32 protein-coding genes and 3 pseudogenes are annotated in these 26,382 nt (G+C 54.4%); 16 read left to right on the forward strand and 19 right to left on the reverse strand.

Annotation, left to right across the window (positions count from 1 at the left end; translation table 11 throughout):
• Positions 1-47: 47 nt before the first annotated feature.
• The 6 genes and pseudogenes from ACQ86N_RS21525 (at position 48) to ACQ86N_RS21550 (ending at position 2,767) form a co-directional block, all read left to right on the forward strand.
• Positions 48-854 (forward strand): alpha-N-acetylglucosaminidase TIM-barrel domain-containing protein, encoded by an 807-nt coding sequence (locus ACQ86N_RS21525; RefSeq protein ID WP_431216904.1) that lies wholly within the window; start codon positions 48-50, stop codon positions 852-854.
• Positions 748-1,134 (forward strand): alpha-N-acetylglucosaminidase TIM-barrel domain-containing protein, encoded by a 387-nt coding sequence (locus ACQ86N_RS21530; protein ID WP_431216905.1) that lies wholly within the window; start codon positions 748-750, stop codon positions 1,132-1,134. The genes ACQ86N_RS21525 and ACQ86N_RS21530 overlap by 107 nt, the downstream gene beginning before the upstream one ends.
• Complete coding sequence (locus ACQ86N_RS21535) at positions 1,134-1,625, forward strand: alpha-N-acetylglucosaminidase C-terminal domain-containing protein (protein WP_431217533.1); 492 nt, start codon at positions 1,134-1,136, stop codon at positions 1,623-1,625. Before ACQ86N_RS21530 ends, ACQ86N_RS21535 begins: the two co-directional genes overlap by 1 nt.
• A pseudogene (locus ACQ86N_RS21540) lies at positions 1,544-1,759 on the forward strand (alpha-N-acetylglucosaminidase C-terminal domain-containing protein); the annotation flags it as partial. The gene ACQ86N_RS21535 and the pseudogene ACQ86N_RS21540, both read left to right, overlap by 82 nt.
• 99 nt (positions 1,760-1,858) lie before the next feature.
• The gene (locus tag ACQ86N_RS21545; protein WP_431217534.1) at positions 1,859-2,230 is read left to right on the forward strand and encodes a glycosyl hydrolase family 28-related protein; all 372 of its coding nucleotides are present in this window, start codon (positions 1,859-1,861) and stop codon (positions 2,228-2,230) included.
• Between the two features lie 75 nt (positions 2,231-2,305).
• Positions 2,306-2,767, forward strand: a complete 462-nt coding sequence (locus ACQ86N_RS21550) for a glycosyl hydrolase family 28 protein (protein ID WP_431217535.1) — start codon at positions 2,306-2,308, stop codon at positions 2,765-2,767.
• Here the strand turns inward: ACQ86N_RS21550 and ACQ86N_RS21555 are convergent.
• The 4 genes from ACQ86N_RS21555 to ACQ86N_RS21570 form a co-directional block, all read right to left on the reverse strand.
• Positions 2,742-2,885, reverse strand: a complete 144-nt coding sequence (locus ACQ86N_RS21555) for a hypothetical protein (RefSeq protein ID WP_431216906.1) — start codon at positions 2,883-2,885, stop codon at positions 2,742-2,744. The two genes, ACQ86N_RS21550 and ACQ86N_RS21555, sit on opposite strands and share 26 nt — an antisense overlap.
• A gap of 299 nt (positions 2,886-3,184) precedes the next feature.
• Positions 3,185-3,583, reverse strand: coding sequence for a hypothetical protein (locus ACQ86N_RS21560; protein ID WP_431216907.1), 399 nt, complete (start codon positions 3,581-3,583; stop codon positions 3,185-3,187).
• 2 nt (positions 3,584-3,585) lie between these two features.
• Positions 3,586-4,200 carry an aminotransferase class V-fold PLP-dependent enzyme gene (locus ACQ86N_RS21565; RefSeq protein WP_431216908.1) on the reverse strand — a complete coding sequence of 205 codons (615 nt, stop codon included), beginning with the start codon at positions 4,198-4,200 and terminating at the stop codon, positions 3,586-3,588.
• Positions 4,201-4,725: 525 nt separating this feature from the next.
• Positions 4,726-5,370: a DUF4395 domain-containing protein gene (locus tag ACQ86N_RS21570; protein WP_431216909.1), complete on the reverse strand. Its 645-nt coding sequence runs from the start codon at positions 5,368-5,370 to the stop codon at positions 4,726-4,728.
• Positions 5,371-5,743: 373 nt separating this feature from the next.
• Here ACQ86N_RS21570 and ACQ86N_RS21575 point away from each other — a divergent pair, with 373 nt between their 5' ends.
• From ACQ86N_RS21575 to ACQ86N_RS21600, 6 genes are all read left to right on the forward strand, one after another.
• On the forward strand, positions 5,744-6,556 hold the full coding sequence (locus ACQ86N_RS21575; RefSeq protein ID WP_431216910.1) for a sensor histidine kinase: 813 nt from the start codon (positions 5,744-5,746) through the stop codon (positions 6,554-6,556).
• A complete protein-coding gene (locus ACQ86N_RS21580) occupies positions 6,549-7,250 on the forward strand; it encodes a LytR/AlgR family response regulator transcription factor (RefSeq protein ID WP_431216911.1) in 702 nt (233 codons plus the stop codon). Before ACQ86N_RS21575 ends, ACQ86N_RS21580 begins: the two co-directional genes overlap by 8 nt.
• Complete coding sequence (locus ACQ86N_RS21585; RefSeq protein ID WP_431216912.1) at positions 7,247-7,672, forward strand: YybH family protein; 426 nt, start codon at positions 7,247-7,249, stop codon at positions 7,670-7,672. The genes ACQ86N_RS21580 and ACQ86N_RS21585 overlap by 4 nt, the downstream gene beginning before the upstream one ends.
• Positions 7,673-7,902: 230 nt before the next feature.
• Positions 7,903-8,205: a hypothetical protein gene (locus ACQ86N_RS21590; protein ID WP_431216913.1), complete on the forward strand. Its 303-nt coding sequence runs from the start codon at positions 7,903-7,905 to the stop codon at positions 8,203-8,205.
• A gap of 98 nt (positions 8,206-8,303) precedes the next feature.
• On the forward strand, positions 8,304-9,194 hold the full coding sequence (locus tag ACQ86N_RS21595) for a cation diffusion facilitator family transporter (RefSeq protein ID WP_431216914.1): 891 nt from the start codon (positions 8,304-8,306) through the stop codon (positions 9,192-9,194).
• 58 nt (positions 9,195-9,252) lie between these two features.
• On the forward strand, positions 9,253-9,615 hold the full coding sequence (locus ACQ86N_RS21600; RefSeq protein ID WP_431216915.1) for a chorismate mutase: 363 nt from the start codon (positions 9,253-9,255) through the stop codon (positions 9,613-9,615).
• A gap of 80 nt (positions 9,616-9,695) precedes the next feature.
• Here the strand turns inward: ACQ86N_RS21600 and ACQ86N_RS21605 are convergent, their stop codons facing one another.
• Both ACQ86N_RS21605 and ACQ86N_RS21610 read right to left on the reverse strand, forming a co-directional pair.
• A complete protein-coding gene (locus ACQ86N_RS21605) occupies positions 9,696-10,415 on the reverse strand; it encodes a hypothetical protein (RefSeq protein ID WP_431216916.1) in 720 nt (239 codons plus the stop codon).
• Between the two features lie 799 nt (positions 10,416-11,214).
• On the reverse strand, positions 11,215-11,559 hold the full coding sequence (locus tag ACQ86N_RS21610) for a hypothetical protein (RefSeq protein WP_431216917.1): 345 nt from the start codon (positions 11,557-11,559) through the stop codon (positions 11,215-11,217).
• 1,118 nt (positions 11,560-12,677) lie between these two features.
• On the opposite strand from ACQ86N_RS21610, the pseudogene ACQ86N_RS21615 reads away from it, so the two are divergent.
• A pseudogene (locus ACQ86N_RS21615) lies at positions 12,678-12,944 on the forward strand (rhomboid family intramembrane serine protease); the annotation flags it as partial.
• A gap of 108 nt (positions 12,945-13,052) precedes the next feature.
• Here ACQ86N_RS21615 and ACQ86N_RS21620 read toward each other — a convergent pair.
• Genes ACQ86N_RS21620 through ACQ86N_RS21630 form a run of 3 tightly spaced genes read right to left on the reverse strand, consistent with a single transcriptional unit; the run spans position 13,053 to position 14,318 of the window.
• A complete protein-coding gene (locus ACQ86N_RS21620) occupies positions 13,053-13,262 on the reverse strand; it encodes a hypothetical protein (RefSeq protein ID WP_431216918.1) in 210 nt (69 codons plus the stop codon).
• The gene (locus ACQ86N_RS21625) at positions 13,247-13,999 is read right to left on the reverse strand and encodes a carboxypeptidase-like regulatory domain-containing protein (protein ID WP_431216919.1); all 753 of its coding nucleotides are present in this window, start codon (positions 13,997-13,999) and stop codon (positions 13,247-13,249) included. Before ACQ86N_RS21625 ends, ACQ86N_RS21620 begins: the two co-directional genes overlap by 16 nt.
• A gap of 16 nt (positions 14,000-14,015) precedes the next feature.
• The gene (locus tag ACQ86N_RS21630; protein ID WP_431216920.1) at positions 14,016-14,318 is read right to left on the reverse strand and encodes a hypothetical protein; all 303 of its coding nucleotides are present in this window, start codon (positions 14,316-14,318) and stop codon (positions 14,016-14,018) included.
• A gap of 119 nt (positions 14,319-14,437) precedes the next feature.
• Here ACQ86N_RS21630 and ACQ86N_RS21635 point away from each other — a divergent pair, with 119 nt between their 5' ends.
• The 3 genes from ACQ86N_RS21635 to ACQ86N_RS21645 all read left to right on the forward strand — a co-directional run bounded on the left by ACQ86N_RS21635 (position 14,438) and on the right by ACQ86N_RS21645 (position 18,089).
• Positions 14,438-15,493, forward strand: a complete 1,056-nt coding sequence (locus ACQ86N_RS21635) for a helix-turn-helix transcriptional regulator (protein ID WP_431216921.1) — start codon at positions 14,438-14,440, stop codon at positions 15,491-15,493.
• 219 nt (positions 15,494-15,712) lie between these two features.
• Entirely contained in the window at positions 15,713-17,212 is a 1,500-nt protein-coding gene (locus ACQ86N_RS21640) for a WD40/YVTN/BNR-like repeat-containing protein (RefSeq protein WP_431216922.1), read from the forward strand.
• 646 nt (positions 17,213-17,858) lie between these two features.
• The gene (locus ACQ86N_RS21645; RefSeq protein ID WP_431217536.1) at positions 17,859-18,089 is read left to right on the forward strand and encodes a T9SS type A sorting domain-containing protein; all 231 of its coding nucleotides are present in this window, start codon (positions 17,859-17,861) and stop codon (positions 18,087-18,089) included.
• 5 nt (positions 18,090-18,094) lie between these two features.
• Here the strand turns inward: ACQ86N_RS21645 and ACQ86N_RS21650 are convergent, their stop codons facing one another.
• From ACQ86N_RS21650 to ACQ86N_RS21695, 10 genes and pseudogenes are all read right to left on the reverse strand, one after another.
• The gene (locus ACQ86N_RS21650; RefSeq protein WP_431216923.1) at positions 18,095-18,538 is read right to left on the reverse strand and encodes an SRPBCC family protein; all 444 of its coding nucleotides are present in this window, start codon (positions 18,536-18,538) and stop codon (positions 18,095-18,097) included.
• Positions 18,539-18,592: 54 nt separating this feature from the next.
• Positions 18,593-19,042, reverse strand: a complete 450-nt coding sequence (locus ACQ86N_RS21655) for a helix-turn-helix domain-containing protein (RefSeq protein WP_431216924.1) — start codon at positions 19,040-19,042, stop codon at positions 18,593-18,595.
• A gap of 37 nt (positions 19,043-19,079) precedes the next feature.
• Positions 19,080-19,421, reverse strand: coding sequence for a hypothetical protein (locus tag ACQ86N_RS21660; protein WP_431216925.1), 342 nt, complete (start codon positions 19,419-19,421; stop codon positions 19,080-19,082).
• Between the two features lie 102 nt (positions 19,422-19,523).
• On the reverse strand, positions 19,524-20,264 hold the full coding sequence (locus ACQ86N_RS21665; RefSeq protein ID WP_431216926.1) for a SusD/RagB family nutrient-binding outer membrane lipoprotein: 741 nt from the start codon (positions 20,262-20,264) through the stop codon (positions 19,524-19,526).
• 16 nt (positions 20,265-20,280) lie between these two features.
• Positions 20,281-20,907 (reverse strand): annotated as a pseudogene (locus ACQ86N_RS21670) (SusD/RagB family nutrient-binding outer membrane lipoprotein); the annotation flags it as partial.
• Between the two features lie 96 nt (positions 20,908-21,003).
• Complete coding sequence (locus ACQ86N_RS21675; RefSeq protein ID WP_431216927.1) at positions 21,004-21,384, reverse strand: hypothetical protein; 381 nt, start codon at positions 21,382-21,384, stop codon at positions 21,004-21,006.
• A gap of 49 nt (positions 21,385-21,433) precedes the next feature.
• The gene (locus ACQ86N_RS21680) at positions 21,434-24,523 is read right to left on the reverse strand and encodes a SusC/RagA family TonB-linked outer membrane protein (RefSeq protein WP_431216928.1); all 3,090 of its coding nucleotides are present in this window, start codon (positions 24,521-24,523) and stop codon (positions 21,434-21,436) included.
• Positions 24,524-24,681: 158 nt separating this feature from the next.
• Positions 24,682-25,191, reverse strand: a complete 510-nt coding sequence (locus tag ACQ86N_RS21685; protein ID WP_431216929.1) for a FecR family protein — start codon at positions 25,189-25,191, stop codon at positions 24,682-24,684.
• Positions 25,188-25,679: a hypothetical protein gene (locus ACQ86N_RS21690; RefSeq protein ID WP_431216930.1), complete on the reverse strand. Its 492-nt coding sequence runs from the start codon at positions 25,677-25,679 to the stop codon at positions 25,188-25,190. The genes ACQ86N_RS21685 and ACQ86N_RS21690 overlap by 4 nt, the downstream gene beginning before the upstream one ends.
• 49 nt (positions 25,680-25,728) lie before the next feature.
• Positions 25,729-26,340 carry an RNA polymerase sigma factor gene (locus ACQ86N_RS21695; RefSeq protein WP_431216931.1) on the reverse strand — a complete coding sequence of 204 codons (612 nt, stop codon included), beginning with the start codon at positions 26,338-26,340 and terminating at the stop codon, positions 25,729-25,731.
• Positions 26,341-26,382: the final 42 nt, after the last annotated feature.

Raw genomic sequence — 26,382 nt, forward strand, 5'->3', positions numbered from 1 at the left:
CCTACCACTACCGCTATTATCTCAACTATTGCACGTTCAACTACTCGATGAGCTGGTGGGACTGGGACCGCTGGCAGCAGGAGATCGACTGGATGGCCCTACACGGCATCAACATGCCCCTGGCCATTACCGGTGAAGAATATACCTGGTACCAGGTCTACCACAAAATGGGTTTTGCGGACAAAGAACTAAAGGACTTCTTCAGCGGACCCGCCTATTTCGCCTCGGTTCTGGATGGGCAACCTCGACGGCTGGGGCGGCCCCCTGTCCATGCACTGGATGGAATCTCAAAAAGAATTGCAGAAAAAGATCCTGACCCGGGAAAGAGAATTGGGAATGACGCCGGTGATGCCAGCCTTCACCGGACACGTCCCCGCCTCCTTCCCCTCCCGCTATCCGTCGGCGCGCTGCAAATCCACCAACTGGAAGAACGGCTTCAAGGACACCGTGGTTACTCGACGCCGCTGACCCGTTGTTCGCCGACATCGGCCAGCGTTTCCTCCGGGAACAGACCGCCCTCTTCGGCACCGACCATTTCTCATTCCGCCGATACCTTCAACGAGAACGAACCTCCCTCCGACGACCCGGCCTTCCTCTCGGGACTCAGTAAAAAGATCTTTGAAGGCATGCAACAGGCAGACCCACACGCCGTCTGGGTCATGCAAGGCTGGCTCTTCTATAGCGACCGGAAGTTCTGGAAGGCTCCGCAGATCCAGGGCGCTGCTCGACGCCGTCCCCAACGACAAAATGGTCCTCCTCGACCTGGCCGCCGAGATCGAGCCGGTCTGGCGACGGACAAACGCTTTCTACGGCAAACCGTGGGTCTGGAATATGCTCAACAACTTCGGAGGTAACACAAATCTCTTCGGCCGCATGGACGGCGTGGCTTCAGGCCCCGCCCTCGCGCTGCACGACAGCACATCCGGCAAAATGGAGGGCATCGGCCTTACGATGGAGGGCATCGCTACCAATCCCGTGATTTACGAACTGGCGATGCAGCATACCTGGCGATCCGACCCTATCGACATTCGTCAATGGCTGATGTCATATATGCGTAACCGTTATGGCTACAACTCCCCCGGTCTGGAAAAGCCTGGGACGTCCTCCGAAACACGGCCTACAACGGGCGCCTGATCCGCGACGGCGCCGAGTCGATCGTCACAGGCCGGCCGACGCTGGACTCCACTACCGTTTGGACCCGCACCCTCCTGAACTATCCCCCTGCCGACCTCCTCCCCGCCCGGGACGAATTCGTGAGATCAGCCGCTAAAATTCCCGCCACGGAAGGCTTCCGCTTCGACCTCGTCGACCTTACCCGGCAGGTACTGGCCAACTACGCATCGGTCCTCCAAAAGAAATGGGTGCTGGCCTTCCGCGGGGACGACACCGTCTCCTTCGACCTCGCCACCGCCGGTTACCTGCGACTGATCATCGACCTCGACCGGCTGCTCGCTACTCAAAAAGACTTTCTCCTCGGCCCCGGCTCGCTGACGCACGGAAAAAAGGCGCCACACAGGAAGAACAGGCCGTCTATGAACGCAATGCCCGCGACCTCATTACCCTCTGGGGTGACGCCAACAGCCCCCTCCACGAATACGCCTGCCGGCAGTGGAGTGGCCTGCTGAAAGATTTTTACTATGTCCGCTGGCAAAAATATTTCGCCTTCCTCCGCGCTGCCATGACGGCCGGCAAAACACCCGACTTTGCAGGTTTTGAGAAGGACATCCGGCAGTGGGAATGGAACTGGGTCAACGAACAGCACCCCTACCCGACATCGCCTTCCGGCGATCCGGTCACAACCGTAAAGCGTCTCTACGCGCACTACCGCAACGAGATCGGCTCCTCCTATATCATCAATATTAAGGACTACGGCGCCGTGGCCGACTGCAAGACCAACAACACCCGCGCCATCCAAAAGGCCATCGACCAGGCCAATTCGAGGGGCGGAGCCACCGTGCTCGTGCCACCCGGCCGCTGGGTCACAGGCGTCCTTACCCTCCGGTTCCAACGTACACCTGTACCTGTCTTCCGGCGCAGTCCTGCTGGGCAGCACCCACCGGCTGGACTATGGTACCGGCGACGCAGAACCGCTGATAAAAGCCGACGGGCAAAGCCATATCGGCATCGAAGGCGCGGGTACCATCGACGGACAGGGAGAAGCCCTGCTCGCGGACCTGTACCGGCAGATCCGGGCGGGGAAAATTGCCGACAACGAATGGCAAACCCCTAACCCCTGGGCCAGGTAAGACCCTCGGAAGAGAACAGGCCAAAGCTCATCCTCTTCCACCACTGCAACGACATTACCATAAAAGGGATCACCCTGAAAAATGCCCTCGACTGGGTCCAGGACTACAAAAGCTGCACCGGCCTCGTCATCGACAGCATCCGCGTAGAAAGCAACACGTTCTGGAACAACGACGGTATCGATATCGTCGACTGTAAAAAAGTAAGCCTCACCAACAGCTTCTTCAACGCCGACGACGACGGCATCTGCCTCAAGTCCGAAGACCGCAACGACTCCTGCTCGGATATCTATATCGCCCACTGCCGGATCCGGTCCAGCGCCAGCGCCATTAAATTCGGAACAGCCAGCCGCGGCGGATTTTGGCGGGTCACCATCCGCGACATCAGTATTTACGACACTTATCGCTCGGCCGTCGCACTCGAGGCCGTCGATGGCGGACGACTCGAAGACGTCGACATCCGCGACATCCGCGCGACCAACACCGGCAACGCCATTCTCATCCGCACTGGGACACCGCAATAAAGACTCCGTCTACAGCAAGCTGCGACGCGTATATATCGGCAACCTGACCACGCAGATCCCGGCCGGCAAACCCGACAAGGGCTATCCGATGGAAGGTCCGCTGCTCACCTTTTCTCATTCAGCATTCCCCGCAGTCATCGCCGGCCTCCCCGGCCATCCCGTCGAAGACGTGGTGCTGGAGAATATTACCGTCTCTTACCCCGGAGGCGGCAAAGACCCGGGTGACGGTCCACATACCGGTGGAGCTTCAGCCCATTCCGGCAGTTCCCAACCTGGCTCCGCCAACTCCGAAGGTGTCCCCCGTCCCGTACCCGAAAACCCCTCGGACTATCCCGAATTCTCCATGTTCGGTGAACTACCCGCACTGGGGACTATACACCCGCCACGTCGATGGCCTAACGCTCAAAAACGTGAACCTCAGTGCAAGGGCCGCGGACTATCGGCCGGAACGCCATATGGAGGACACCGAAAACGTTCGAACCACTCCCTGACCTGTTGCTCCTCTGCATCTCTGTTTCCCCGGAATCTGAATTCATTGGATCCGGCGTCATAGCAGTAGTCGGCCTCCCATTCCCGGAAACTGGCCGCAGTATCGCGGATAGCGATCAGGATATCGACGATCTCCGCATTAGTCATCGTCGGGTGCAACGACAGCCTCACCCAGCCCGGCTTCTGCGACAGTCCACCTGCAAGTACCGATCGGCGTATCGCATGAGACCGCTCCCGGTCGACACCCAGCAGGACATGTCCATACGGACCCGCACACGAACACCCGCCCCTGGTCTGAATACCATACCGGTCATTCAGCAGACGCACGATCAGATTGTAATGCGCGCCCTCGACGACAAAGGAAAAAACACCAAGGCGGTTGGTGACGCCGCCTTCAATACGGTGATCTGTTTTATTTCACGAAGCCTTTCCGCCACCAGCCTGACCATCTCTTCTTCCCTGGCCTGTATACGGTCTACCCCCATCGCCTCCTTCAGCCGGACGCACATCGCCGCGCGTATGCCCTGCAGAAAAGGAGGAGTACCCCCGTCTTCCCGCTGTTCGATATCTTCGAGATATTCCCGCTCTCCCCAGGGATTGGCATACCGCACGGTGCCCCCGCCAGGTCCGTCGGGAACGGCGTTCCTGTACAGCGCTTTCTTAAAGACCAGCACACCGGGCGTACCCGGTCCGCCCAGGAATTTATGCGGCGAAAAATAGATCGCGTCCAGCCACGCACCGCTTTCCGCCGGATTCATATCGATATCCACATAGGGAGCAGAGGAGGAGAAATCGACAAAGCAATAGCCGCCATCGGCATGAATGAGTTTTGCGACCTCCCTATAGGGTGTCTGAATGCCCGTGACATTGGAACAGGCAGTAACCGCCGCAATTTTGTTGGGCCGCCGGCGATACTGCTGCAGCAGTTGCCTGAAATGCTCCATGTCCACATTCCCGTCTTCCCCCTCCGGATAACCTCTACGTCGGCGATCGTCTCCAGCCAGCTGAGATGGTTGCTATGGTGCTCCATATGAGTGACAAACACTATCGGCCGCAGATCCTCACCGATGGATGCGCTCCAGTCCTCCTTCAGGTAGTCCCTGAGTCGTTCGGGTACCCGCAGGCCCAATATCCGCTGCAGCTTGTTCACGGCAGCCGTCATTCCACTTCCGCAAAAGACGAGCACATCGCCGTCGCCCGCATGGACGTGCTCTCTTACGATACATTTTGCTTCTTCATAGGCCTTTGACATCAACGTCCCGGTTGCGGTCGTCTCCGTATGCGTATTGGCAACGAAGGGGAGCACCTCTGTCCTTAGGCATTCTTCGATGGGCAGATAAGCCCTCCCGCAGGCCGTCCAGTCGGCGTACACGACCGGCATTCTTCCATAAGGCGACTCGAAACTGCTCCAGAAGCCGACTATATTCCTCCGGTAGGGAGCAAAGTATTTCTCCAATGTGGTAAGCATACTATCGGGTTTGGAACAAATTATGCGCCTGCCTGCCAAACTCTTCACTGAGCAGCCGGGCAGAGACAACGACAGAAACGATAAATACCGCGAGAACGACCAGCTGCCCCAGCGTGACCCGCTGGATCGCTTGTCTCGAACGCTTCTCACAAACCTCCCCCGGACAGACCCGCGGTTTCCTTTTATAGATCAATGGATAGAACTTGCAGCCCAAACAAATGCCGAATACCGATTCAAAGAACAGAAAGGCCAGACAGATCAGACAGATGATACCCGATATCGGACTATAGGAATTGAGCAGGACCATCAGGACAAACATGACGGCGGACAGGACAATGCCGATGCTCCACGCAAACTTCTTCGCCGGAGCGCCGACGTATTCAGGCGTCTGGCCGCGAACGATCATCCGCCCGATGATCAGGGAGGGAGAATAGCGGGGGTTTACCAGGACGCGTATCAGAAAATCGACGAGGAAACTGCTGATCACATACCTGATCAGCAAAAAATTACCGTTGAAAAGAATAAACAGCAGGGCCGTGTAAGTAGCAAGAAAGAACAGGCCCGCCGCGGCCCGGATCTCCCTTTCGTTCAGGACGGGGATCTCGTACCCATCTACCGTTTCTCCGAATTGGATCAACTTTTTCATATTGTCATTTTTGGGGTGTACACAAGATTACCCAATTAACAAACATGCTCCCCGACACCGTCAACAGACAGCGGGCTATGGTCTACGAACGGCCGTCCAACTCCAAAAGAATTACCGATATTTATAGCAGCGGACCGCGAATGAGAAAACCATTTAATATAAAAAACCCAGGCTGTACGGTTGGACCGGCGTCGCTGCCCTGACAATAGGCCTCCTGACAAACGCAGCTGAGCACCATGACCGCAGCTACTGGCTAAGGATAGCCGACGATCTCTGGAAGCTGATCTATCTTCTGGCCGTCAACTATTCGCTGTTCGAGATCACCCTTCCGAAACTCAGCTGGCAACGGCCGGGCAGCTCGATCCTCCGCATATTGGCCTACATCTTCCTTTATTCCGGCGGCTTTCTGCTCTGGCGGCATATCGGGATCGCCCTGCACATCTATATCGTACTGGACCCGCTGCCTTCATCGTCTGACGTGGCCGCCAGCCTCGTCGGCGACGCCGTCGGTTCCCTCATTTTCTTCGGGATCATCCGCCATATCTACAATCATATCCGGCTAAGACGCTCCGCCCAGCGGCTCCTCATCGAAAAACAAGCCGCGGAGCTGAACTTCCTGAAGTCACAAACCAACCCGCACTTCCTCTTCAATACGCTGAATAATATCTATTCGCTGGCGCGGGACAAGTCGGACCTTGCCCCCGAATCCATCATGCGTCTGTCTAAGATCCTGCGCTACATGCTGTACGAGACAGGCAGCCCTTTTACGGCCATCGAACAGGACCTGAAGATCATTGGAGACTATATCGCGCTCGAGCGGCTGCGGTATGACGATACCCTGCGCGTCAACTTCAACTACGACATAGAGGACATGAAACAAGCCCTGCCACCGCTATTGCTGATGCCGCTGGTGGAGAACGCCTTCAAGCACGGTACATCGGAGACCCGGAACCGCCCCTTCGTGGATATCCACCTGACCGTAAAGAACCGCCGGCTGCTGTTCATCGTAAAAATTCCACGGGCGAGCCGGCGGCCGAAACCGCGGACAAGGAGAAGGAAAACATCGGCCTGTCCAATCTGCGGCGCCAGCTGGAACTGCAATACTCCGACTACGGACTCACCCCTGCAAAAAGAACCGTTCCTGTATACCGCCACACTGAATATAAACCTTGCAAGCCATGTCTAAAATACGATGCATCGTGATCGAGGACGAGCCGCTGGCCGCAAAAGTGCTGACCGACTATATTGCCGATGTACCGTTTCTCGAGCTGCAGATGACCTTCAGGGACGCTATTTTGGCTACCGATTTCCTGCGACAGCACTCCACCGATCTAATCTTCCTGGACATCCACCTTCCGCGGCTCAAGGGCATGGCCTTTCTGAAGACCCTCTCCAATCCTCCGGCCGTGATCATCACCACGGCCTATCACCAATACGCCGTAGAGGGCTTCAACCTCGACGTAAAAGACTACCTGCTCAAGCCGATCGAATTCGAGCGCTTCCTCATCGCAGTCAACAAGGTCCACCGGGCACAGGCGGCTGCTCCAAACGCCGAGCCGGAAAAGGACTATCTTTTCGTAAATGTCCAGAAAAAGAAAGTGAAGATCCTGTTTTCCGACATCGTCTACGTCGAAAGCCAGCGCGAATACATTAAGATCGTCACCACCAGTGGACCAGTTCATCTCAAAAATGAGCACAGGCGAGATCGAGGCCATCCTGCCCGAACGCCTCTTCCGGCGCGTACACCGGTCCTTCATCATCTCCCTTGGCAAGATCGGCTCATACACCGCCGAAATGGTCGAGGTCAACGGCATACAAATTCCGATCGGCCGCGGCTACCGCGACGTGATCGAAAGTCTATAAAAACAAAACACCAATGAAACAATTCCTCATCCTGCTGCTCTGCGCATTCGCATACAAAGGCTTCGCCCAGTCCTCTCCCGACTCCGCCGAAGTCGCCACAACAATGAACTCCTTCGTCGACGCTTTCTCCAACCTCAGATGGGAAAAATTCTCCGCCTTTTTCCCTCCTTCTGCCAGAACCCCCTACAGGGCCAACAACAAACAGGAGATCCTGGACATTTTCAGGAAGGTCTTCGACCACGCGCAGCAACAAAATCCATCCTACCCCCATATCGTAATACAACCTCTGGACCTGAAGATCCAACTGGCCGGCACAACCGCCATTGTCACCTTTACCCTCAGAGACCCCGACCTCTTCGGAAGACGTACCATCGTGTTGAAGAAAGACAACGACCGATGGCTAATCCTCCACCTGCACGCATCCGGCGTGGCGCTTTAACCCCCTCCCGCTCCGGATCCACCATGGTCTATCCCACCCCTTAATTCGCCTGGTTCACGGGAAAGGGCTTCGACGATCCCCGCGGGTACAGCAAATTTGTGTCATAAATTTTAAAACAAACAATCATGACACAATCAACTGCTAAAATCATCTATTGGATCGGAGTCGCTCTTACGTCTTCTATGGTTTGGAGCCAGCGGGTTCTTCGAACTGACCAAAAACCCCATTGTATGGGACATCACCGTCCGAGCTGGGATACCCGGCCCACTTCATCTATATTCTCCGGCGTTGCCAAACTCTCGGGCATCATCGTCCTTCTGATCCCCGACAGGCTGATCCGCCTGAAGGAGTGGGTCTTCGCCGGCCTCTTCTTCGACATCATCTTTGCCTTCTTCTCCAAGCTGGCCGTGCTGACTCCCGCCGCCGCCATCGACGCCGTCGTCGCCTTTGTGATGGTCGGAGTGACCTACCTCCTGTTCCGGAAGATCTATAATACGGACTGGACGTCCGGTTCCCTTAAACCAATTCTCTAAACACCCCGATCGCCCGGAGCTAGCCCTCTCCGGGCGAAACAGGTCCATAGTGGGCAAAATATATTACATTTGCCCCCCCAAAATTATCAATCCGGCGAATGCAAAGTACAGACATCCACCCCTCAGTCAAAGGTATGCGGACCACCGCTATCGGCATCGCCATTAGCATCGTGCTCGTATTCGCCAAGTTCATCTCCGGATATATCGGACATTCCTACGCGCTGATCGCCGACGCCTCGGAAACCAGCGCGGACGTCCTTAGCTCGCTCCTGCTCTGGATCGGCCTCCGCATCTCCATGAAGCCCGCCGACAAAGAGCATCCTTACGGCCATGGCAAGGCGGAGCCCCTTGCGGCCATCGTGATCTCGCTCTTCCTCCTTGCCACCGCCTGCTGGATCGCATGGCACGCCATAGAATACATCCGTACGCCCCACCAGTTGCCCCGCCGGTTTACGCTGGCTATCCTCCTCATCGTCATCCTGATCAAGGAAGGCATGTTCCGGTATGTTCTAAAAGTCGGGAGGGAGATCAATAGTCAGGCCGTCAAGGCGGATGCCCGGCACCACCGCAGCGACGTGATCACCTCTGTCGCCGCATTCGTCGGCATCCTTGTCGCGATTCTCATGGGACGCGGATACGAGTCCGCCGACGACTGGGCCGCCCTTGTCGCCTCGGGCATCATCGTCTACAACGCCATCCACCTTCTCCGGCCCGCGCTCGACGAGGTCATGGACGCCGCTCCCTCCGGCGAGATCGTAAGGAGGGTCCGCCGGGCCGCAGCCGATATCCCCGGCGTCGATCTTGTGGAAAAATGCTACGTCCGCAAAATGGGCTTCGACTACTATGTCGACCTCCATGTCCAGGTAAACCCCGGTCTCTCCGTCGCAAAAGGCCACGAGATCGCCCACCACGTAAAGGACAGCCTCCTCCGCAGCATCCCTGGCATAAAGGACGCCCTCATCCACGTCGAGCCCTACACGACCAAATAGCCCGAAAACATTTTGGCGAACTATTTCGCTGCCATGATAGAATCAAACCAAAAAGATCATGAGTCACAAACTATTTATCCTTATCGTTATCGCGACCGCATCCTTCAGCCAGGCAAAAGCCCAGTCCGCCACCCCCAAAGACACCCTCAGCTATAACCGCGCACAGATCGACACGCTGGACAGCCAGATCATCGACCTCCTCGGCAAACGTATGGCCGCCGCCCGCGCCATCGGCATGTACAAGATCGACCATCATATCGGCGTCGTCCAGTCGGCCCGCTTCGACGAAGTCCTCCAAAACGCGATAAAACACGGAACAAGCCTCGGCCTTTCCGAAGAATTTATTCGCGCACTCTATAACGATATCCATAAGGAAAGTATCCGCCAGCAGGAAGAGCTCCAGCGGACCTACCACCACTAGCCGGCGACACTCCAGTTCACAGGATCGCGCGAACGCAGGATCGGCAGCCCGGGAACGGCGTCGAAGCCGTAAGTTTGCCCCTAGAGGCGCGCGTGCTGCCAGTCTTTTCCCGTATATCTGAACAGGGGCGGTATTGGGTCGGAACGATACAACTGGTCAAAAGCCCTGTTTAGCTCCCTCGTACCATAGAGGATCCGGTAGTAGAAGTCTGTCGGGGCGTAGTAGGACAATGTCGTGTCAGTGCAGGGCGAAATGACGCTTGAATAGACTGCCGGCCCAATTCCGAACTTGCGAACGTCGATGCTAAGGGCAATTCTGCCAGCCTTGTCGTACAATTCGAAACCCAAACTGTCATAGTTATACTTGAGGATTGCATTCCTGAACACTTTCCATTTGTTATCCTGTATCTGGACCATCAGATTTCCATAAAGATCCTTAATTGAAGCCGTTACAAAATACTGGAGGTTCTGCGTGTAAAACTCGAGGTCGCAGGTCCCTGCAAGTCCCCGTCTTTTACGATCCCTAAGTTCATCCAGATTATACTGCCCATTCGGCCCATTTCCCATGAAAACTACAACTTGCGCATAGTTAGGCAAAGTCGAATCGATGGGCCAGTAAAATTCTCCGGAGGTCTCCAGTGCCTGCCCCGGAAAACAGCTACCTTTCCCTGTTCGTGAACCGTTCTTCGCAGCATCGGCAACGGTCGCATCCTGTGTTGCCGTTTGACGCAGCTGGGGCGTCATCTTATTACATGCGACTCCGCCCTGGATAAGCAAAACGAGCAGCATTACAGTTCGCATCAGGAGTACCCGATCGCCGCGTTTGCGATCCAAGGTCGGCAGTAGACGTAAATGTACCATAGCTATATCATTTTTATGGGTTTTAAAGTCTTGCGTGCTGCCAGTCCTTTCCGGCATACCGAAAAAGCGGCGGTATAGGAACAGAATCATACAAACGGCCGAATTCCCTGTCAAGCATCCTTGTGCCATACGGAATGTTCCGGAAGTTTTCGTTCGGGGCATAATAATATAAAGAGCTATCGTTACATGGCGTGATACCATTGATAAACAACACCGGTGCAAAGTGATATACCTTCAGATCGATGCTCAGGGCAATCTGTCCTAATTTGTCATATAGTTCAAATCCGTTGTCGTCATAGTTGTATTTGCCGGCCGCATTTTTAAATACCTGCCAGCTTGTTATCCTGAACCTGAAAGATCAGATTCCCTCGCAGGTCATAAATATTCCCCGTCAAAAAATATTTCAGATCCAGCACATAAGCCTCCAGGACATGCGACCGGGGTTCACAAAAAGGAAGGTGCCGCGATTTTACAGCCGGGCGTGCTGCCAGTCTTTTCCCGTATATCTGAACAGGGCGGTATCGGGTCTGAACGATACAACTGATCGAACGCCTGATCGAGCGCCTTTGTCCCATACCGTATTGTTCGCCACCACATATCCGGAGCAAAATAGGACAGTGTCGTATCCGTACACGGAGAGATTACGCTGGAATAAATAACGGGACCATAATCCCAATGGCGAACATCGATACTGAGAGCAATTCTGCCTGCTTTATCATAAAGCTCGAATCCACTGTCATCATAATTGTATTTTGAGGATCGCGCTTCTGAATACCTGCCATTTATTATCTACTATACGAACCATTAGATTTCCATGAAGATCGTAGATCGATGCCGTAACGAAATACTTCAGGTCCTCCGTATAAAATTCCAGGTTGCAAACGCTGGCCAACGACCGCCTCTTCCTATCCCTAAGCTCACCAAGGTTAAATGCGCCGTTGTATCCATTGGCCATTACTATCTCTATCTGTACTGCATTGGATTGCGTGGAATCGATGGGCCAGTAAAACTCTCCGGAACTCGCCAGTGCCCTGCCCCGGAAAACAGCTACCTTTCCCTGTTCGTGAACCGTTCTTCGCAGCATCGGCAACGGTCGCATCCTGTGAGGCCATTTGTCGCCATGCGGGGCGTCATCTTATTACATGCGGTGGCACCGCAAAGGAAACCACGCGATCAGCACGACAAGCTGTAACCGGAATAGCCGATAAGTGTCGTTGCCCTGGCATTTCTCTCCCAGATATAAATGTCCCATACCTAAATTGTTTTTGGTTTTAGATCCACCTATGCTTCCAGTCCTTCCCTGAATACCGGAGACCGTCCGGTTGTTCCGGCAGCCATGAATTATATCGGTTTGAAATGGAAGTTCCCGGGTCAGCGGGTGAGGGTAGTCAATAAAGATACTATGAAACCAACCTCTTGAAGTACGACGGGGATCATAGTCCGGCCTGATCCTGATCAATTATTTTCCGCTGAGTTCACCGCATTTTTGCCGTATCCTACCGCTCATCCCTCACCTTAAATACTTTATCGTTTATGAAAGGCAAATCATTCTTCCACTGCACTTTTATTTCAGTGAAAGTCGCAATAACAGGAATGATACGGCGGAACCGATACGCTGAACTTCTCATACAACTTATGGGGAAATCCTGTTTCGATTATCCGCCCGCAATTTTCGACAGGGGCTCCAGACTTCCAGTTCAAATATGACCGGCGCAACCGTCATACTGGTCGATGGGCATCCCATACGGGGAGAATAGGGTGTCTATAACAAGGCCGGATTGCCGGCCAGCCTTGCCTGTTTTCCGGGAAATGCGTTAAGCTTCGGGCTTGGTCCCTCGACTGGTGAAATTTTCACGAATGCGATGATCGAATACAACCGGCCGTAATTGTATTTCCGTATTTTAGTGCAAAAAAATGGTTTTACCCATTGGCGACGACAACAGGGACAGGAAAACTACCCCCATTGTCAACTACCTCCTTATCGGGCTTAACATTTTTGCATTCATCTACTACCAGCACTGGGGGCAGGACGTCAGGTTTACCTATTCTTACGCCACGGTTCCCGGCGAGATCCTCACCGGTCACGATATCGTCACCAAAGCAAAGACCCTGATCGATCCGATTACCGGTCAGCAGATGGTCCTTCCGGGCCTCGGTCCCACCCCCATTCCGGTATTTTTCACGCTGTTCACCGCCATGTTCATGCACGGAGGGATAGGCCATATCGCCGGCAATATGCTGTTCCTGTTTATTTTTGGCGACAACGTGGAAGACGCGTTGGGACACACGAAATATCTTGTATTCTATCTGCTCTGCGGAATGCTGGCAGGACTAAGCCATGTAGTCACCACCTTCATTCTTGGACAAAGCCTTCTGATCCCCAGTCTCGGCGCATCAGGCGCCATCTCCGCAGTACTGGCCGCCTATATGCGGCTATTCCCTGGCAAAAGGGTCTATCTCTGGGTATTTCTTTTTATTATCCCGGTTCCCGCTTTTATCGCCGTAGGTCTTTGGTTCGCCTTTCAACTGATGAGACGGACTGGGAATGCTCGGCGGCCAGCAGGCGGGTGACGTGGCCTATGCGGCCCATATCGGCGGCTTCCTGTTCGGCCTGCTGCTGACCCGCGCATTCGCCAAAAAGATCAGCCACAAAAAGATACCGGAGAGGGTGAACCAACCAACCACCACTGGCACCATCACCACCATAACCACCATCACCGGCACTACCATCATCACCGGCACCACCATCACCGGCACCACCGGCAGACCCTTTAATCCGACAACCAAAACTCGATATTATACTCCGTCTCACCGAGGTAACCATATTTCCCAAACACCACAGGCTGGCTGACCGATGGGGAATCATCTTCATGCCGGTTGTCCAGCAGCAGGGTCCTTCCCGGATAGACCGCCTTCACCGTATACTTCCCGATAGGTACGTCCGTAACCATAAAAGTTCCCGCTACATCGTGTACCTGCCGTTCGATGACGACGGCCGCGGTTCCGTCGATCAGCGTGCTTTCCGCAGGCGTGAACACCAGTTTTACCTGGCTGGGGTCAACGTCTGTACCCATTTGATAAATGTCCACGTGAGCCCCGTAAAAACCGCCGTCCGCCCGCTGACCGCTAAGCCGCCAGGTAAAATTTCGGACGGTACTCTGCTGTCGGGTAAAAGCATCCGTGTGGTCGGCTGCGAGATCGAACTTGTACTGCTTTCCATAGGCCGAACTTTCCAGCTGCGCCTTCGCCGTCCAGCTGCCCGCGGGCTCACCAGGCAGGTCTATCTTGTAACGACCGGCATTGTCCGTACTGGCAAACACATACGAAGCGGCCCAGACCGTATGCTCCACCGTAACTTTTATCCCGCTCAGGGTATTTCCTTTTGAATCGGTCACCATTCCGGTGACAGAACCGACCGCCGCGGAACCAGGCCCATCCGGGCCTACGCCGCCACCCTGCGCGGGCGAAGACTTCTTACAAGCCGCCAGGCTTAGTAAAAGAAAGAGATGAACAAATAAGCGCATAATTTTTTGCGCAAACCTACCTCCGGACACCCACCCCTGCCAGCCACAAGGTCATCAACGGGGCAATCTGATGAATGAATTGACGCGTTCGCCTTTCAGCAAGGCCCTGGCGACACCAATAAGCTCTCCGCTGTCCGCTGGTGAGACGGAGCCCCCCTTCGCCGATCCTGGTATGTATGCCATCGCGGAGCTCTAGAGCAAAGTCCAGTACCCATGCCTTTTCAGCAGCCTCCAGTATTTCAATTTCCGAAGCCTCGGGCCGGCCGCTGCGGATATTGTTGTAGATAGTATCGTCGAACAGACAGGGCTCTTGACTCATTTCGATGATCTTTAGGAAGAAATTGGTAATTTTAACAAAGGTCCCCCATCGGCTGGTCAACTATTTATACTTTAGGAATAGAACTTTATATAAAAGGATTTTTATGGGAATGATCGTTTGTGACGAATACGGACTGGAGGCGGCTCACTGGACCGAGCTGGGCCACCACGTCAGCGAACGAGCTGCTGATGCAGCCCCTGGTGACGGAGATGCGACACAAGCTCAGCTTCCCTTTCGGCGACGCGGAAATTGTCCAGATCGTTCTGCCCAATATCCTGATAGTCTATGGCGACCTCGCACTGCGAAAACACCATATCCGGATGCGGGCCGTGGATATCCCCGACATGATCGAACTGCATTTCTCCCTGGCAGGCAACAGCCGGGTGACGAACAGGGTCAGCGGTCGCACACAAAACTTCATATCCAACCTGCAGAATATCCTGTACATTCCCGAATTCGACGGCGACGTCAACTTTGACCACAAAGCGCAAACGGGCTACAAATTCTTCGAGGTACATTTCTCCAGCCGGCATTTCCTCGAACTGGCCAAAGACAGCGGCGAAGTACTCAGCCGCTTTGCGGATCAGGTGGCCGAAGGCCGGCCTGCGGAGCTCGCCCCCAAAAGCCTGCCCATCACGATGGCCATGCACTCCTGCATCAACGACATTATCAACTGCCGGCAGCAGGGCCGGCTAAAGCTGCTTTTCCTGCAGGCCAAATGCCTCGAACTGCTTACCCTGCAGGCCCAGTCCTTTGAGCGCGCACCACCTTCCCCGAGGTCAGTACTACGATCGGACTATGAAAAGGAGCTCATTATACAGGCCAAAAACTATCTGGTTCAGCATATCGACAATCCACCCTCGCTGGCCGAGCTGTCCCGCATTGCAGGCCTGAACATGTTCAAGCTGAAGAACGGATTCAGGGAAGTTTTCAACACTACGGTATACGGATATCTCAACGACGTGCGGCTGATGCAGGCGAAAGAACAACTACTCACCGGCGTCAGTATCAAAGAGATTGCCCTGCAGCTGGGCTACGGATCAGTGCAGCACTTCAGCAAGGCCTACAGCAAAAAATTCGGCGTGCCGCCAGGCGGAGCCGACAATAGAATGGTCCCTTTTCCTTATATTTGTTTAACACAGTTATTTCTTCCCTATCAAACTCCGCTAAATTAAGTCCTTACTTAAAGCCGTAAACTGGCATCTATTGTATCCGCACTAAAGGACTTAACATGAACCGAATTCTATGCCCGCGCCTCCTTCGGCGCCCACTCATTCTTCTGTCATACACCCTGAGTCTCTTATTTATCCTGGCTGCAACAGCCACCAACGCCCGAGACTCCGTCACTGACCATACGGGAAGACCTGCCCGCAACAGACATAACGGTAAAACAGGTGACCTATGGGAACGGCGTTTTTCTCGCGGTCCTGATCAACCCCACCCGACTCTACAGGTCTTCGGATGGCATTACCTGGTCGAAAATTGCCGGCCCGTATCTGGGCACAGACACCAATATTACCGACTACAAACAACGGGCATCTTTGGCTTACGGCGCGGGGCAATTTGTTCTTGCATCCGACAGCGGCCGGATCTTCTCTTCTCCCGATCTCGTCACCTGGATAAGGTCAACCACCGGCACGACCCATAATATTATCGCCGTAAAATACCTGAACAATAGATTTTATGCCGTCGGCGATACCGCGACCTTTCTTTCGTCTCCTGACGGAGTCAACTGGAACGCCCTCCATACAGGCATCGGCGATACCACCGGTTCCTATCAGGATATTTTCTATGGCAACGGCCATCTGGCCATCGATGCCTACAACCACCTGACCGAGCCCTCCGCCATTCAGGTACTCTATGTAAACACCGGCGGGGTCTGGACCATGGACAGCTCACGACAATACTATAATCACGGGTTTGCCGCAAACCATTTCTATGAATTCGCGCGGGACTCGACATCCATCTCAGACGACATGCGCAGCTGGTCGGCGGTCACCTATGATGCCCCGACCGCCGGTACCGCCAATGGGGTGTTTGACGATAGCGACCACATATTCCTACTCTCAAACAACTATATTTACGTCAACGGCTCTCCGGTACAACGCGCCTTTGTCTCTTCCTCTGACGACGGCATCCATTTTAACAATCCTCATCAGGCCTCGGTATACGGAGACGCGGCTGCCTATTTCAACCGTCGGTATTTCATATGGGGCGGAGTTTTCTCAGGCCCGATGGCCGGCTCGGCCGACGGCTTCCACTACGTCATACTCGGGAGAGATTCAGCCCTGCTAGCGACAAGTGACACCAACATCGTAAAATTCACTACAACACCTGATGGGGACCATTTCTTTACTTCCACCGATTTCACCAACTGGTCGCCAGGGGACACCCAGCAAAGACTGACCAGCCTCACCCATGACGACACGCGCTTCATTGCGACAGGCCCTCATACATATGCCTCCACCGACGGATATACATGGACCGACAACGGCGCTACACCACACGCATTTTCGGGCATAGCCTACGCCGGCGGGCACTATATCGCCTGGAATCAAAACGCCACGAATTCAGGTCCCGACAGCCTCTGGCATTCTGCGGATGCTGTCAACTGGACCCAGGCAACCACACCGATACACCCCAGCGGTGGCCCCAAAGACCCACCCTACACAATCGACTATGGTCACGTTGCCCGCGTCCGGTTCTTAAGGGACACCATCTTTGTCGTCGGAAGCGAAGGCCTGATCCTGCACTCCTCCGACGGACTCACCTACAGCCTCGACTATGGCGGCAACGACCTTGGGCCGCACCTGTCCGACGTGGCCTACGACGCCGACAGCGCAAAATATTTTTCTTTGGCCTCAGCGGCAACGGCATTACCGAAACATCCCTGACAACGGCAGCCCTTGCCAATCCATTTGTCCTCAACCCCGGCTTTGCCTATACAATCGATACGATCAGCGGGCTTCCTTCCGGTACCGTTCTGGCAGGCATCAAACAGTATACATTCCTCCACAGTAACGGTCGCACCGTAACCATCGTCGACGACCAGCAGTTTCCCCCCTACCCCCACAGTCACCTCATCTGGTCCACAGACGGCGTTCACTGGGACAGCTATACGCTCGACCGCGAGACACAGATCACCGACGCTATAGCAAAAGGCGACACTTTTCGTATAGAGGGAACCCATAACTACGAGATCATTGCCAACTTCGCGGGCGGCGGAGGCGGTTCCCTCCCGTCACGCTGCTGGAATTCAACGCCAGACTGCAATCCAACTCCACCGCCCTGCTGACCTGGAAGACGGCTACCGAACAGAACAGCCGCCTCTTCACTATTCAGCGGAGTACGAACACTACCCCGTGGGATAATATCGGCACCGTAGCTGCCGCCGGCAACAGCAGCACGCCGATCGACTACAGTTTTACCGACCTACACCCCGCCCCCGGCTACAGCGACTACCGCCTGCAACTGACCAGCCTGGACAGCAGCACCCAAACCAGCGAAATAAAACGCGTCTATCTCGGCTCACCCAATAATATCCTCCTCTACCCCAACCCCGCCAAAGACTTTATCACCATCCAGTCAACCCAGCCAGACATAACCGGCCTAACCCTGTACGACGCGACCGGCCGCGAAATGCTGCGACAAACCTTCTCCGGTTCAGCGTTTACTCTGCCGCTTACCAACATGTCACCGGGTCTCTATTACATAATCCTGAGATCACCGGACGGAACACAACGACAGTATCCCGTAGTACACGTCAAGTGATCATCTTATTTCGTCGGCGGCCTGAACACACCCTTCCCCGTAGTCAGATACGAGAACAGACTCGTCCCGATCCAGTGCGTCCAGCCCGGTTCACAGTCCTTGTAACACTCAATGTCCGGCGTGAGGCCTTCATGGGTAAAGTTCAGCTCCGTTGCGCCGCCGCGCTCTTCCAGATCAAAGACCAGTCTCGTGCCGGCCCACTCCTTCTTGTCCGAATACCAAGGCATATTGCAGTCCTCGACAAACCACACCACCCTTTTGCCCGGAACCAACTCCGTCACGGTAAAATCGAAGAACGACTCCCCGCCCATCTTCACCACAAACTTATCTCCCTTCTCCGCGGCACTTCCCGAAAAGGCGACACCCCACCATTCCGGTACATTGCTGATTTTCCCGATTACCTCCGCGGCCGCAACCGTCGCGGAAATACTACAGTTAAAGTTTTTCATCTTTTTTATGTAAAGGTCGGCCGCCAATAAAAGAAAGTATTGTACGAATGCGAACTAGCTCATAAAATTCCTCGTACTGAGCTCGTTAAGGCTTCCCTGCAACTCGGTCGGCGTCGTGCCTGTGAACCGTCTGAATGCCCTCAGAAAATGGGACTGGTCGTAGTAGTTATGGTAGATCTGTTGCTTTAATTTTTCCGCCGGGGCGCCAAGCGAATACACCTGATAGAATTGCTTGAACCTTACGATCTCAGCAAGGTTCTTCGGACTGGTACCCAGGCGTTCTGAAAACTTTCGTTGCAACCACCTGCTGCTATACCCCGTTTCCTTTTCAAGGCCCGCTACAGTGACCAAACCCTTCGAGGAAGAAATCCGGTCGATACAATAGTCGTAAATGGGGTCCGCGTCGCCTTCCTGCAACCGCCCGATCAAAAAATCCTGCAGCAGCTCCAATTTCTGATCCACACTAACGGCATCCGCCAGCCTGGACCGCAGCCGAACCGCCACGCTGCCAAAAGCTCTGCCGTATCTACGATGCGGTTGGTCAGCGCCGCAAACGACAACTGAAAACACCGGTAAGCACCCAGGGATTGAACTCGATGATGATCGTCCCCGTCTCCTCATCCTCATAGGAATCCAAAATAACCGGCGCATCGATCAGCCCGGTCAGCGACAGCTCGTTCTCCCGCTGCAGAAAAGGATTGTCCCCCACCCTGGCTCCGATCCCGTTCCGATAGGTCAGCGTCAGCTTGAGATTCGCATTGGGAACGATCAGCTTTCTTTCCTCCGGGGGAAGGCGGCCGCTGCTTTCAAACACACACATCTTCGCAATGTATGGGCGCAGCAGCGGATGCGGTGTGACCGGTCTGAAACGGAATGCAGTCATTTAAAAAGCAAAAATATATTCCGTCTAATTTAAGCTTTTTCCCCGGGAAAGCAACGGAGCGCGTGGCTACTCAGCCCTCTGCGTCATGAACCCGGCAGTCTTTCAGGGTTTATCCCACCACACCCGTCCATTCAGATCGTCCTTCCCTCCGAGCCCCGTCTGTGCCTGTACAGCGGCTTTGTAATTATTGGTATTGATATTCGGTTCGCTGCTTGGATATCCCTGCCGCCTTGGGATCGGAGTATTATTGTTGTTAGGCGCCGGCGCCAGTACAGGATATCCCGTGCGCCTCCATTCGGCCCAGGCCTCGTATCCGTTCATGTATAGGTGCACCCAACGCTGGTAGGCGATCAGCCGGATGGCATTCGCGGGATCATAGACCACCGAAGGCTGAGCCAGATAGAGGCCAAGCCCTGTTGTATCACCCTGGTCGTTAGGATCATAAGACGTTTTCTCCACGTCGTCCACCACGCCACCCTTGTAGCTATTCCTTACCCACTGACGCACCGATGCTGCGATGGCCGCCTTGTATTTCGAAGCCGCGTCGGCATCACCTCCGGCCAGCCATCCCAGCTTGTCGGCCTCCGCCTCGGCCAGCAAAACCTCGGCATAGGTTACCAGGTAACAGGGCGCGTTCTGCGCACGGACATGCTTTCCCATCCACGAGACCTTCGATGTGGTGACCTTTGCAACCGAATCGCCATCCAGACCATATGGTACGCCGGCATAGGCGCCCGTAGACGGCGCGGGATCGGCAAAAACGGGCAGGCGCGGGTCCTGCAGCGGCCCCATATAATCCGTGAGCGTCTTGCTGATCCAGTACCACTTGCCGGTTTTGCACATCCGCTACATAGTACCAGTAGTTTTGGTTGACCGGGTCGGCCAGATGGACATAGACGGCGTTGTCGCTGTTGTCCGCAAATACACCTCCCGATATGGCGTCCGCGAAGTCCGTCTTACCCCTGTCCGGGTCGATCTTTGAAAGACGCAACGCCATCAGCGCCCGTATGGAATTGGCGAATTTCTTCCATTTACCCATATCCCCGCCATACAACAGATCGCCGGTCACACCCGTCCCGTCGTCTATCTGTGCGGCAGCGGCCTTCAGCTCTTTCAGCAGGTCGCTGTAAATATCCTTTTGCGCGTCGTATCTGGGAGCGAGATTGTCGTTGCCCTTCAGCGCATCCGAATACGGGATATCGCCCCACCGGTCTGTCATAAACCAGAAGAACCATGCCCGCAGGATCCGCGCCGCCGCTAGTTGGTTGTTCTTTGAACCCTCGTTGACAGTATAGGTCTTGCTGGTAAGTATCGTCTGTAGGTTTTCCAGCGGCCCCGCATAGACGCCGTAAAAATCGAAGTTCACGGATATATACCGTGAATCGTCCGTGTAGGGTTTTTCTGCCCACTGCTGTATACAGCGCCCCCGAGATCCCTTCGACGACCACGGGCATATAGTTGATGGCAGAGGTAAGCAACTGTGCATTGCTGGCCATAGTAGGGCTATTGGGACTAACGTTGATGTCGGCGGAGAATTTCTTACACCCCGGTGCAGCTACCGACGCTACGAATGCTGCTATGATTAGGAATTTTCTTCGCATGGTAATGAATTTAAAAGGAAATAGTCAGGTTTAGGCCGTATGAACGCGCAGTGGCCAGCTGACCGGTTTCCAGCCAGTTCAGCGAGGACGAGCCGGTTGCCAGTTCCGCCGGATTGACGCCCTTCGGAGCCTTCTGCCAGATCATCCGAGGGATTGCGGGCGATGAATGCGATGTTCAGACTTCTGAAAGGAAAAGAAGGAAAGGCAGTCCTTGAGAACGTATATCCCAGCCTCGCCTCGCGCAGCCGGATATAACTGGCGTCCTCCGTCCAGGGATCATAGATCTTCGAACCGAGGATATTCCGGAAATAGGCTCTTGCCGCCACATAGGCGGTGACCATCTGTCCCGATACCGAAGACATGCCGGATATCCTGACACCTCCGCCATCCGCCGGATTGTCTCTGACATTCTTACCCCTTGTCGTTGATCGCCGCAGTCTCGGCCGCCTGCCCGCTCTTTACCGCCAGCATCTTCGTCCAGCTGAGAAATCTGCCGCCGCTCTGAAAATCGACCGTCGCAGACAGATCGAAATTCCTCCAGGTCACCGTGTTCTGCCACCCGCCCGTGTACTTTGGCAGCACATTGCCCAGCTTGTGTCCCGACTCGTACTGCGGCATATTGTTGGCGTCGAGAAGAATGTTCCCCGTCTTCTGGTCTCTCTTATAGCCATTGCCTACAATGGTGCCGAAGGCCTCACCCTCATTTGCCAGCAGGAACATATCTACGCTGGCATACCGGTTATAATCCAACTGATAGGAATGAAGACCGGGATACAGCGATTTGATCTTGCTCGTATTGTGACTGATATTGAAGGTACTCGTCCAGCTGAAACGTTTCGTCATCACCGGCGTTCCGCCAACGGTCACCTCGATGCCATGGTTTTCTATGTTCCCCGCATTGATGACAGAGGTCGTATAACCGCTGGTCCCCGATACGTCCAGGGGCAGCACGGCATTCTTGTTGTTCTGGTGGTACCAGGTGCCGCTGATATTGAGCCGGTTCTGGAAGAACTTCAGGTCAAGGCCCGCCTCATAGGACGTGCCCAGGGAAGGCTTCAGATTCGGATTGTTCAGCGTATCGGGTACGTCCATAGGGAAGACATTGTTATAGGGCTGACCCAGATTGTAGTATCCCGTAGTCAAATAAGGAGCGATGTCCGCGCCGGCCTGTGCAAAGCTCAGACGCGCCTTGCCATAGGACAATGGCCGCCATTTCAGCAGCTCGCTGAATACCATACTGGCGGATACCGAAGGATACAGGTAGGAGTTATTGTTCTGCGGCAGCGTCGAAGAAATATCGTTTCGCAGACTTCCGTCGAGAAAGTAGATATTCTTATATCCCAGGGTCACCGATCCGTAAGCGCTTCTTACCTCTTTTTTCCTCAAATAATCGATCACCGCGGGTCTTTCCAGTGAGTTTGCGATATTATAAAACCCCGGCGTCACAAACCCGCCCTGCGTCTCCTCCTGAAGGTAGTCATACCGCTGCGTAAGGATATTACCACCCAGATTGGCATTCAGCGAGAAATCGCCGAACTCACGGCTATACTGCGCCAGAAACTCATAGTTCATTTCCTTCGACTGGTATTTGCCGATCCAGAACGAAGGCGTCCCGCGGCCGCCTGGCGCATTACGCCCGTCCAGGTTTTGGGTGAAGCCGTCCTGCCGTACGTATCCGCTGACCGACAACCCGGGAAGAACGGTCCAGCGCAGCCCCACATCCCCAAAGAACCTGTCGCGCGAGTCGTGCGCCGGATTCTCATAGGCGTCAAAATAAGGATTGTTCCAGTCGATGGGTGTCGGATCGTCGTATACGCCTTCCGAATTGGGATCGTTCACATTCCACTGATAAAATGTACCGTCGGAATATTTATACTGCTTCAGTTTTTGCATATCGAGGTTGCGCTCGAACCACTGATACATATTGCGGGAGCCCAGGGCCTGATATCCCTGTGAAGGCCGCTGCCCGTTATTCTGCGCATAGTTCAGGTTGGCAGTCGCCACGAGGTTTGGCGTGATATTCATCGATCCGCTGAATGAAAGATTATTCCGCTTGAGGTAGGTGTTGGGTTCGATACCCGTCACATCGGTATTATTGTATGACAGCCGAAAACTGGTATTTTGCCCTCCACCCGTCATCGAAACACTATTGTTCAGGGTGCGCCCCGTTACAAAATACTCTTTGATATTGTTGGGATGGGGTACAAATGGAGTTGCCTTGCCAAACTCCGGATCGGCCCGGTAAAAACTATACTGCTGCCGCACGGGTGTGCCGTCCATTTTCGGGCCCCAGCTCTCGTCCCAACTGCCATCTACATATTTGGTGTCGACGCCGTTGATATTGACGGTCTCGAAGTTCAGCGAGGAGCCGGCGCCATAAATATTTTGCAGCGGCATAAAATTCCTCGCCTTTTCTATCGAGGCGGCCGAACTCAGGGTCACGGTCGGCTTGCTGTTCTTGTTGCCTTTTTTGGTGGTGATCAGGATGACCCCAAACTGTCCCCGCAGTCCATAGAGCGCCGATGCAGCCGGCCCCTTCAATACATTTACGGACTCGATATCCTCCGGGTTGATGTCCTGCGCCAGATTGCCATAGTCCCGGCCATTCTTGCTGGCATAGTTGGTATTGGAGATAGGAGTATTGTCCACTACCACCAGCGGCTCACCGTCACCCGTGACCGAATTGACTCCCCTGATCTGGATCTTCTGGGTCCCGCCCATGCTGGCTGCCGAAGAACCGGATACCTGTACACCGGCGATCTTGCCGCCCAGCGAACCCAGGACATTTTGCTCTTTGGCAACGGTGAGACTGCTTCCGCTGATCTGCTGCGCGGAATAGCCGACCGACCGCTCTTTCCTGGTAATACCGAGCGCCGTGACGACCACCTCGTCCAGCTTTGCATTGCCCGCTTTCAGAACGAAATCGAAACTGGCCACTTCATTGTCCTTTACCCGGACCTCCACGACCAGCGGCTCATAGCCTACTGCGGATATCCTCAGTTTATAAGTACCGGCACTCAGACCCGTCAGCGTGAACGCACCGTTGTTGTCTGCAGCTACCGCCTTCTTCGAACCCTCGACCGTAATAGTGGCGTTCGATACTGCGTCCCCCGCCGGGCTTGTAACCCTGCCCCTTACGCCCCCATCGAATACCGTACCGACCACCGGCTGAGGACGGTCGGCTGCTTTGATCTTTTTGATGATGATATTGCTGTTTACCTGTTCGTATCCCAGCCCGGTGTTCAGCAACAGCGCATCCAGCACACGCGAGACCGGAATATCCGTACCCTCGCAGCTGACATCCTTATACTCCGCTATATCGCCGGTCTTGTAAGTAAAAGGAAGGCTGGTAAGCGCCTCGACCTTTCTGAGGGCGAATTTGAGAGAGACATTCTTCAGCTGTACGGATAGGGTCATTTTATTCAGATCCTGGCCACGGCCATCCCGCGCCACCAGCAATCCACCTGAAAGAAGCAATATACCCAGGAAAAATGCCTTCATAAGCCATGAATATATATTCATATATTTGGTTAGTTTTAAGTAATTCCAGACTGAGTTATTTTAAAACGCTGACCGCCTCAGTTGCAACCTGGGAGCGGTCGTTTTGTGTATGGCAACGTCTTATGTAGGCGGGGGCATAAGCATATAGTTGATTTTGGTTATTGAATGATATACCAGCCTTCGGACTGGCGCAGCGTCGCATCCGTTAGCCTGCACAACACCTGCAACGCCTGCTCGATCCCGATCTCCCTCCTGAAGGAGGTGGATATTTTGAGCGCCCGGATGGCCCCGTTGTCGATCCTGATCTTTACATTGTACAGCCGCTCCAGGTCGGCGACGATATCCCCGAGCTCTTCGTCGTCATACGACATATTCCCCTGTTGCCAGGCAGCCACTTCAGCAGGCGCTATCTTCTTCTCCTCGACCGTATTCAGCCGGCTGTTGACCTTTACCTGTTGTCCCCGGACAAGGGTTGTCAGGACGACATTATCATAACTGACCTTCACTTTCCCGGTACTCACGGAGACGACGATATGCTGACGGTCGGGATAGGCTTTGATATTGAAGGAGGTCCCCAGCACGGTTGTGGAGAGCTTCCCGGTATGGATGACGAAAGGGCTCCTTTCCGAGTGCCTGACGTCGAAATAGGCTTCACCCGACAAACTCACCTCTCTTCGGCCCCCCCGAAATGTTCGGGGAACTCGAGTGTGCTGGAGGCATTCAGCCATACCTGCGTACTGTCGGGCAAAAGAAGGTATTTGTATTCCGACGGCTCCGTTATTTTCTTTGTAAGCGCGGCCGTGACCAGCGCCGGGCGAAGGCGGTCACGCGTTTTTGCCAGCCAGATGACAGGAGCAGCCGCTATCAGCAATAGCAAAAGAGCCACCGCCAGCCGCCTGACTCCCTTTTTCCGCAGGGCCGGGACCTCTTCCGGCATCCCCGCATTGCCGGTGAGGATCAGCGAACCGTGTTCGTTCACATAGGTCTGTATGGAAGGGACCTTTCCGGTATTATCATATACCTTTTTTATGAGATTCCTCAACACCTCGTCATTCCCCGACGCCCGGATCAGGGAGAAAAATTCCTCCAGCTCCTGCCGGGAGCATTTATTTTCGAGATATTGCCGGAAAAGATAGCGTATTCTTTCTTCCATCATAAAGAATGACGAAGCATCGGCCAACTATTCCTATCCGGCCGAAAAAAATTTACAGGAAGAAAAACCCCGAATTGCGGGCTACAAAACTGCGGATGGACCGGAGAGCCGCCGACAGCTGATTTTTAACCGTATGACGGGAGATAGACAATTCCTCGGCTATCTGGACATGATCCAACCCTTCTTTCTTGTGCAGACAATATATCCGCCGGCGCTGCGGGGGTAAATGGTCGATGGCCTGTTGGATGATCCGGTTATATTCTTTTGCCTCCAGCCATTCATCGGTATCGTTGCGGGCCTGCGAGATCGTATTCCAGATGGCCTCTTTCAGCCGGCTGTCGGCTGCCGCCTTGCGGAGAAAATCGATGACCTTGTTCTCCATCACCCGGTAAAGCCAGGCCTCAATATTGTGAATATCCTGCAGTTGCTGCCGGTGCTCCCAGAGTTTGAGGAACACTTCCTGAACAATGTCCCTGACGTGCTGTTCAGACTTGACCAGACCCAGCGCCAGCGTATACAGCCTGTGCTCATGCTGCTGGAACACGTCCACAAAGAGGGCCTCCAGGGCGTGCTCGTCACCGTTGGTGTCGGAGGAGTGCAGGTAGCTGGTCATACCTAAAAATAACGAAAAATAAGACTGCCCCAAACCCTGCGCGATATTCATTTCAATACATGCTCCAGTAGGCCGCTTTCTGACGACGACTGC

Origin of the sequence: Puia sp. P3, from assembly GCF_050632245.1 — a bacterium.
Taxonomy (GTDB): domain Bacteria; phylum Bacteroidota; class Bacteroidia; order Chitinophagales; family Chitinophagaceae; genus Puia.

Coding starts and splice junctions, on each gene's coding strand:
- ACQ86N_RS21525 (WP_431216904.1), top strand. CDS start 48: ATGAGCTGGTGGGACTGGGACCGCTGGCAGCAGGAGATCGACTGGATG.
- ACQ86N_RS21530 (WP_431216905.1), top strand. CDS start 748: ATGGTCCTCCTCGACCTGGCCGCCGAGATCGAGCCGGTCTGGCGACGG.
- ACQ86N_RS21555 (WP_431216906.1), bottom strand. CDS start 2,885: ATGAGAAAAGGTGAGCAGCGGACCTTCCATCGGATAGCCCTTGTCGGG.
- ACQ86N_RS21565 (WP_431216908.1), bottom strand. CDS start 4,200: ATGGAGCATTTCAGGCAACTGCTGCAGCAGTATCGCCGGCGGCCCAAC.
- ACQ86N_RS21570 (WP_431216909.1), bottom strand. CDS start 5,370: ATGAAAAAGTTGATCCAATTCGGAGAAACGGTAGATGGGTACGAGATC.
- ACQ86N_RS21580 (WP_431216911.1), top strand. CDS start 6,549: ATGTCTAAAATACGATGCATCGTGATCGAGGACGAGCCGCTGGCCGCA.
- ACQ86N_RS21585 (WP_431216912.1), top strand. CDS start 7,247: ATGAAACAATTCCTCATCCTGCTGCTCTGCGCATTCGCATACAAAGGC.
- ACQ86N_RS21590 (WP_431216913.1), top strand. CDS start 7,903: ATGGGACATCACCGTCCGAGCTGGGATACCCGGCCCACTTCATCTATA.
- ACQ86N_RS21595 (WP_431216914.1), top strand. CDS start 8,304: ATGCAAAGTACAGACATCCACCCCTCAGTCAAAGGTATGCGGACCACC.
- ACQ86N_RS21600 (WP_431216915.1), top strand. CDS start 9,253: ATGAGTCACAAACTATTTATCCTTATCGTTATCGCGACCGCATCCTTC.
- ACQ86N_RS21605 (WP_431216916.1), bottom strand. CDS start 10,415: ATGCGAACTGTAATGCTGCTCGTTTTGCTTATCCAGGGCGGAGTCGCA.
- ACQ86N_RS21610 (WP_431216917.1), bottom strand. CDS start 11,559: ATGCTGCGAAGAACGGTTCACGAACAGGGAAAGGTAGCTGTTTTCCGG.
- ACQ86N_RS21625 (WP_431216919.1), bottom strand. CDS start 13,999: ATGCGCTTATTTGTTCATCTCTTTCTTTTACTAAGCCTGGCGGCTTGT.
- ACQ86N_RS21630 (WP_431216920.1), bottom strand. CDS start 14,318: ATGAGTCAAGAGCCCTGTCTGTTCGACGATACTATCTACAACAATATC.
- ACQ86N_RS21650 (WP_431216923.1), bottom strand. CDS start 18,538: ATGAAAAACTTTAACTGTAGTATTTCCGCGACGGTTGCGGCCGCGGAG.
- ACQ86N_RS21660 (WP_431216925.1), bottom strand. CDS start 19,421: ATGACTGCATTCCGTTTCAGACCGGTCACACCGCATCCGCTGCTGCGC.
- ACQ86N_RS21665 (WP_431216926.1), bottom strand. CDS start 20,264: ATGTGCAAAACCGGCAAGTGGTACTGGATCAGCAAGACGCTCACGGAT.
- ACQ86N_RS21675 (WP_431216927.1), bottom strand. CDS start 21,384: ATGTCTTCGGTATCGGGACAGATGGTCACCGCCTATGTGGCGGCAAGA.
- ACQ86N_RS21680 (WP_431216928.1), bottom strand. CDS start 24,523: ATGAAGGCATTTTTCCTGGGTATATTGCTTCTTTCAGGTGGATTGCTG.
- ACQ86N_RS21690 (WP_431216930.1), bottom strand. CDS start 25,679: ATGATGGAAGAAAGAATACGCTATCTTTTCCGGCAATATCTCGAAAAT.
- ACQ86N_RS21695 (WP_431216931.1), bottom strand. CDS start 26,340: ATGAATATCGCGCAGGGTTTGGGGCAGTCTTATTTTTCGTTATTTTTA.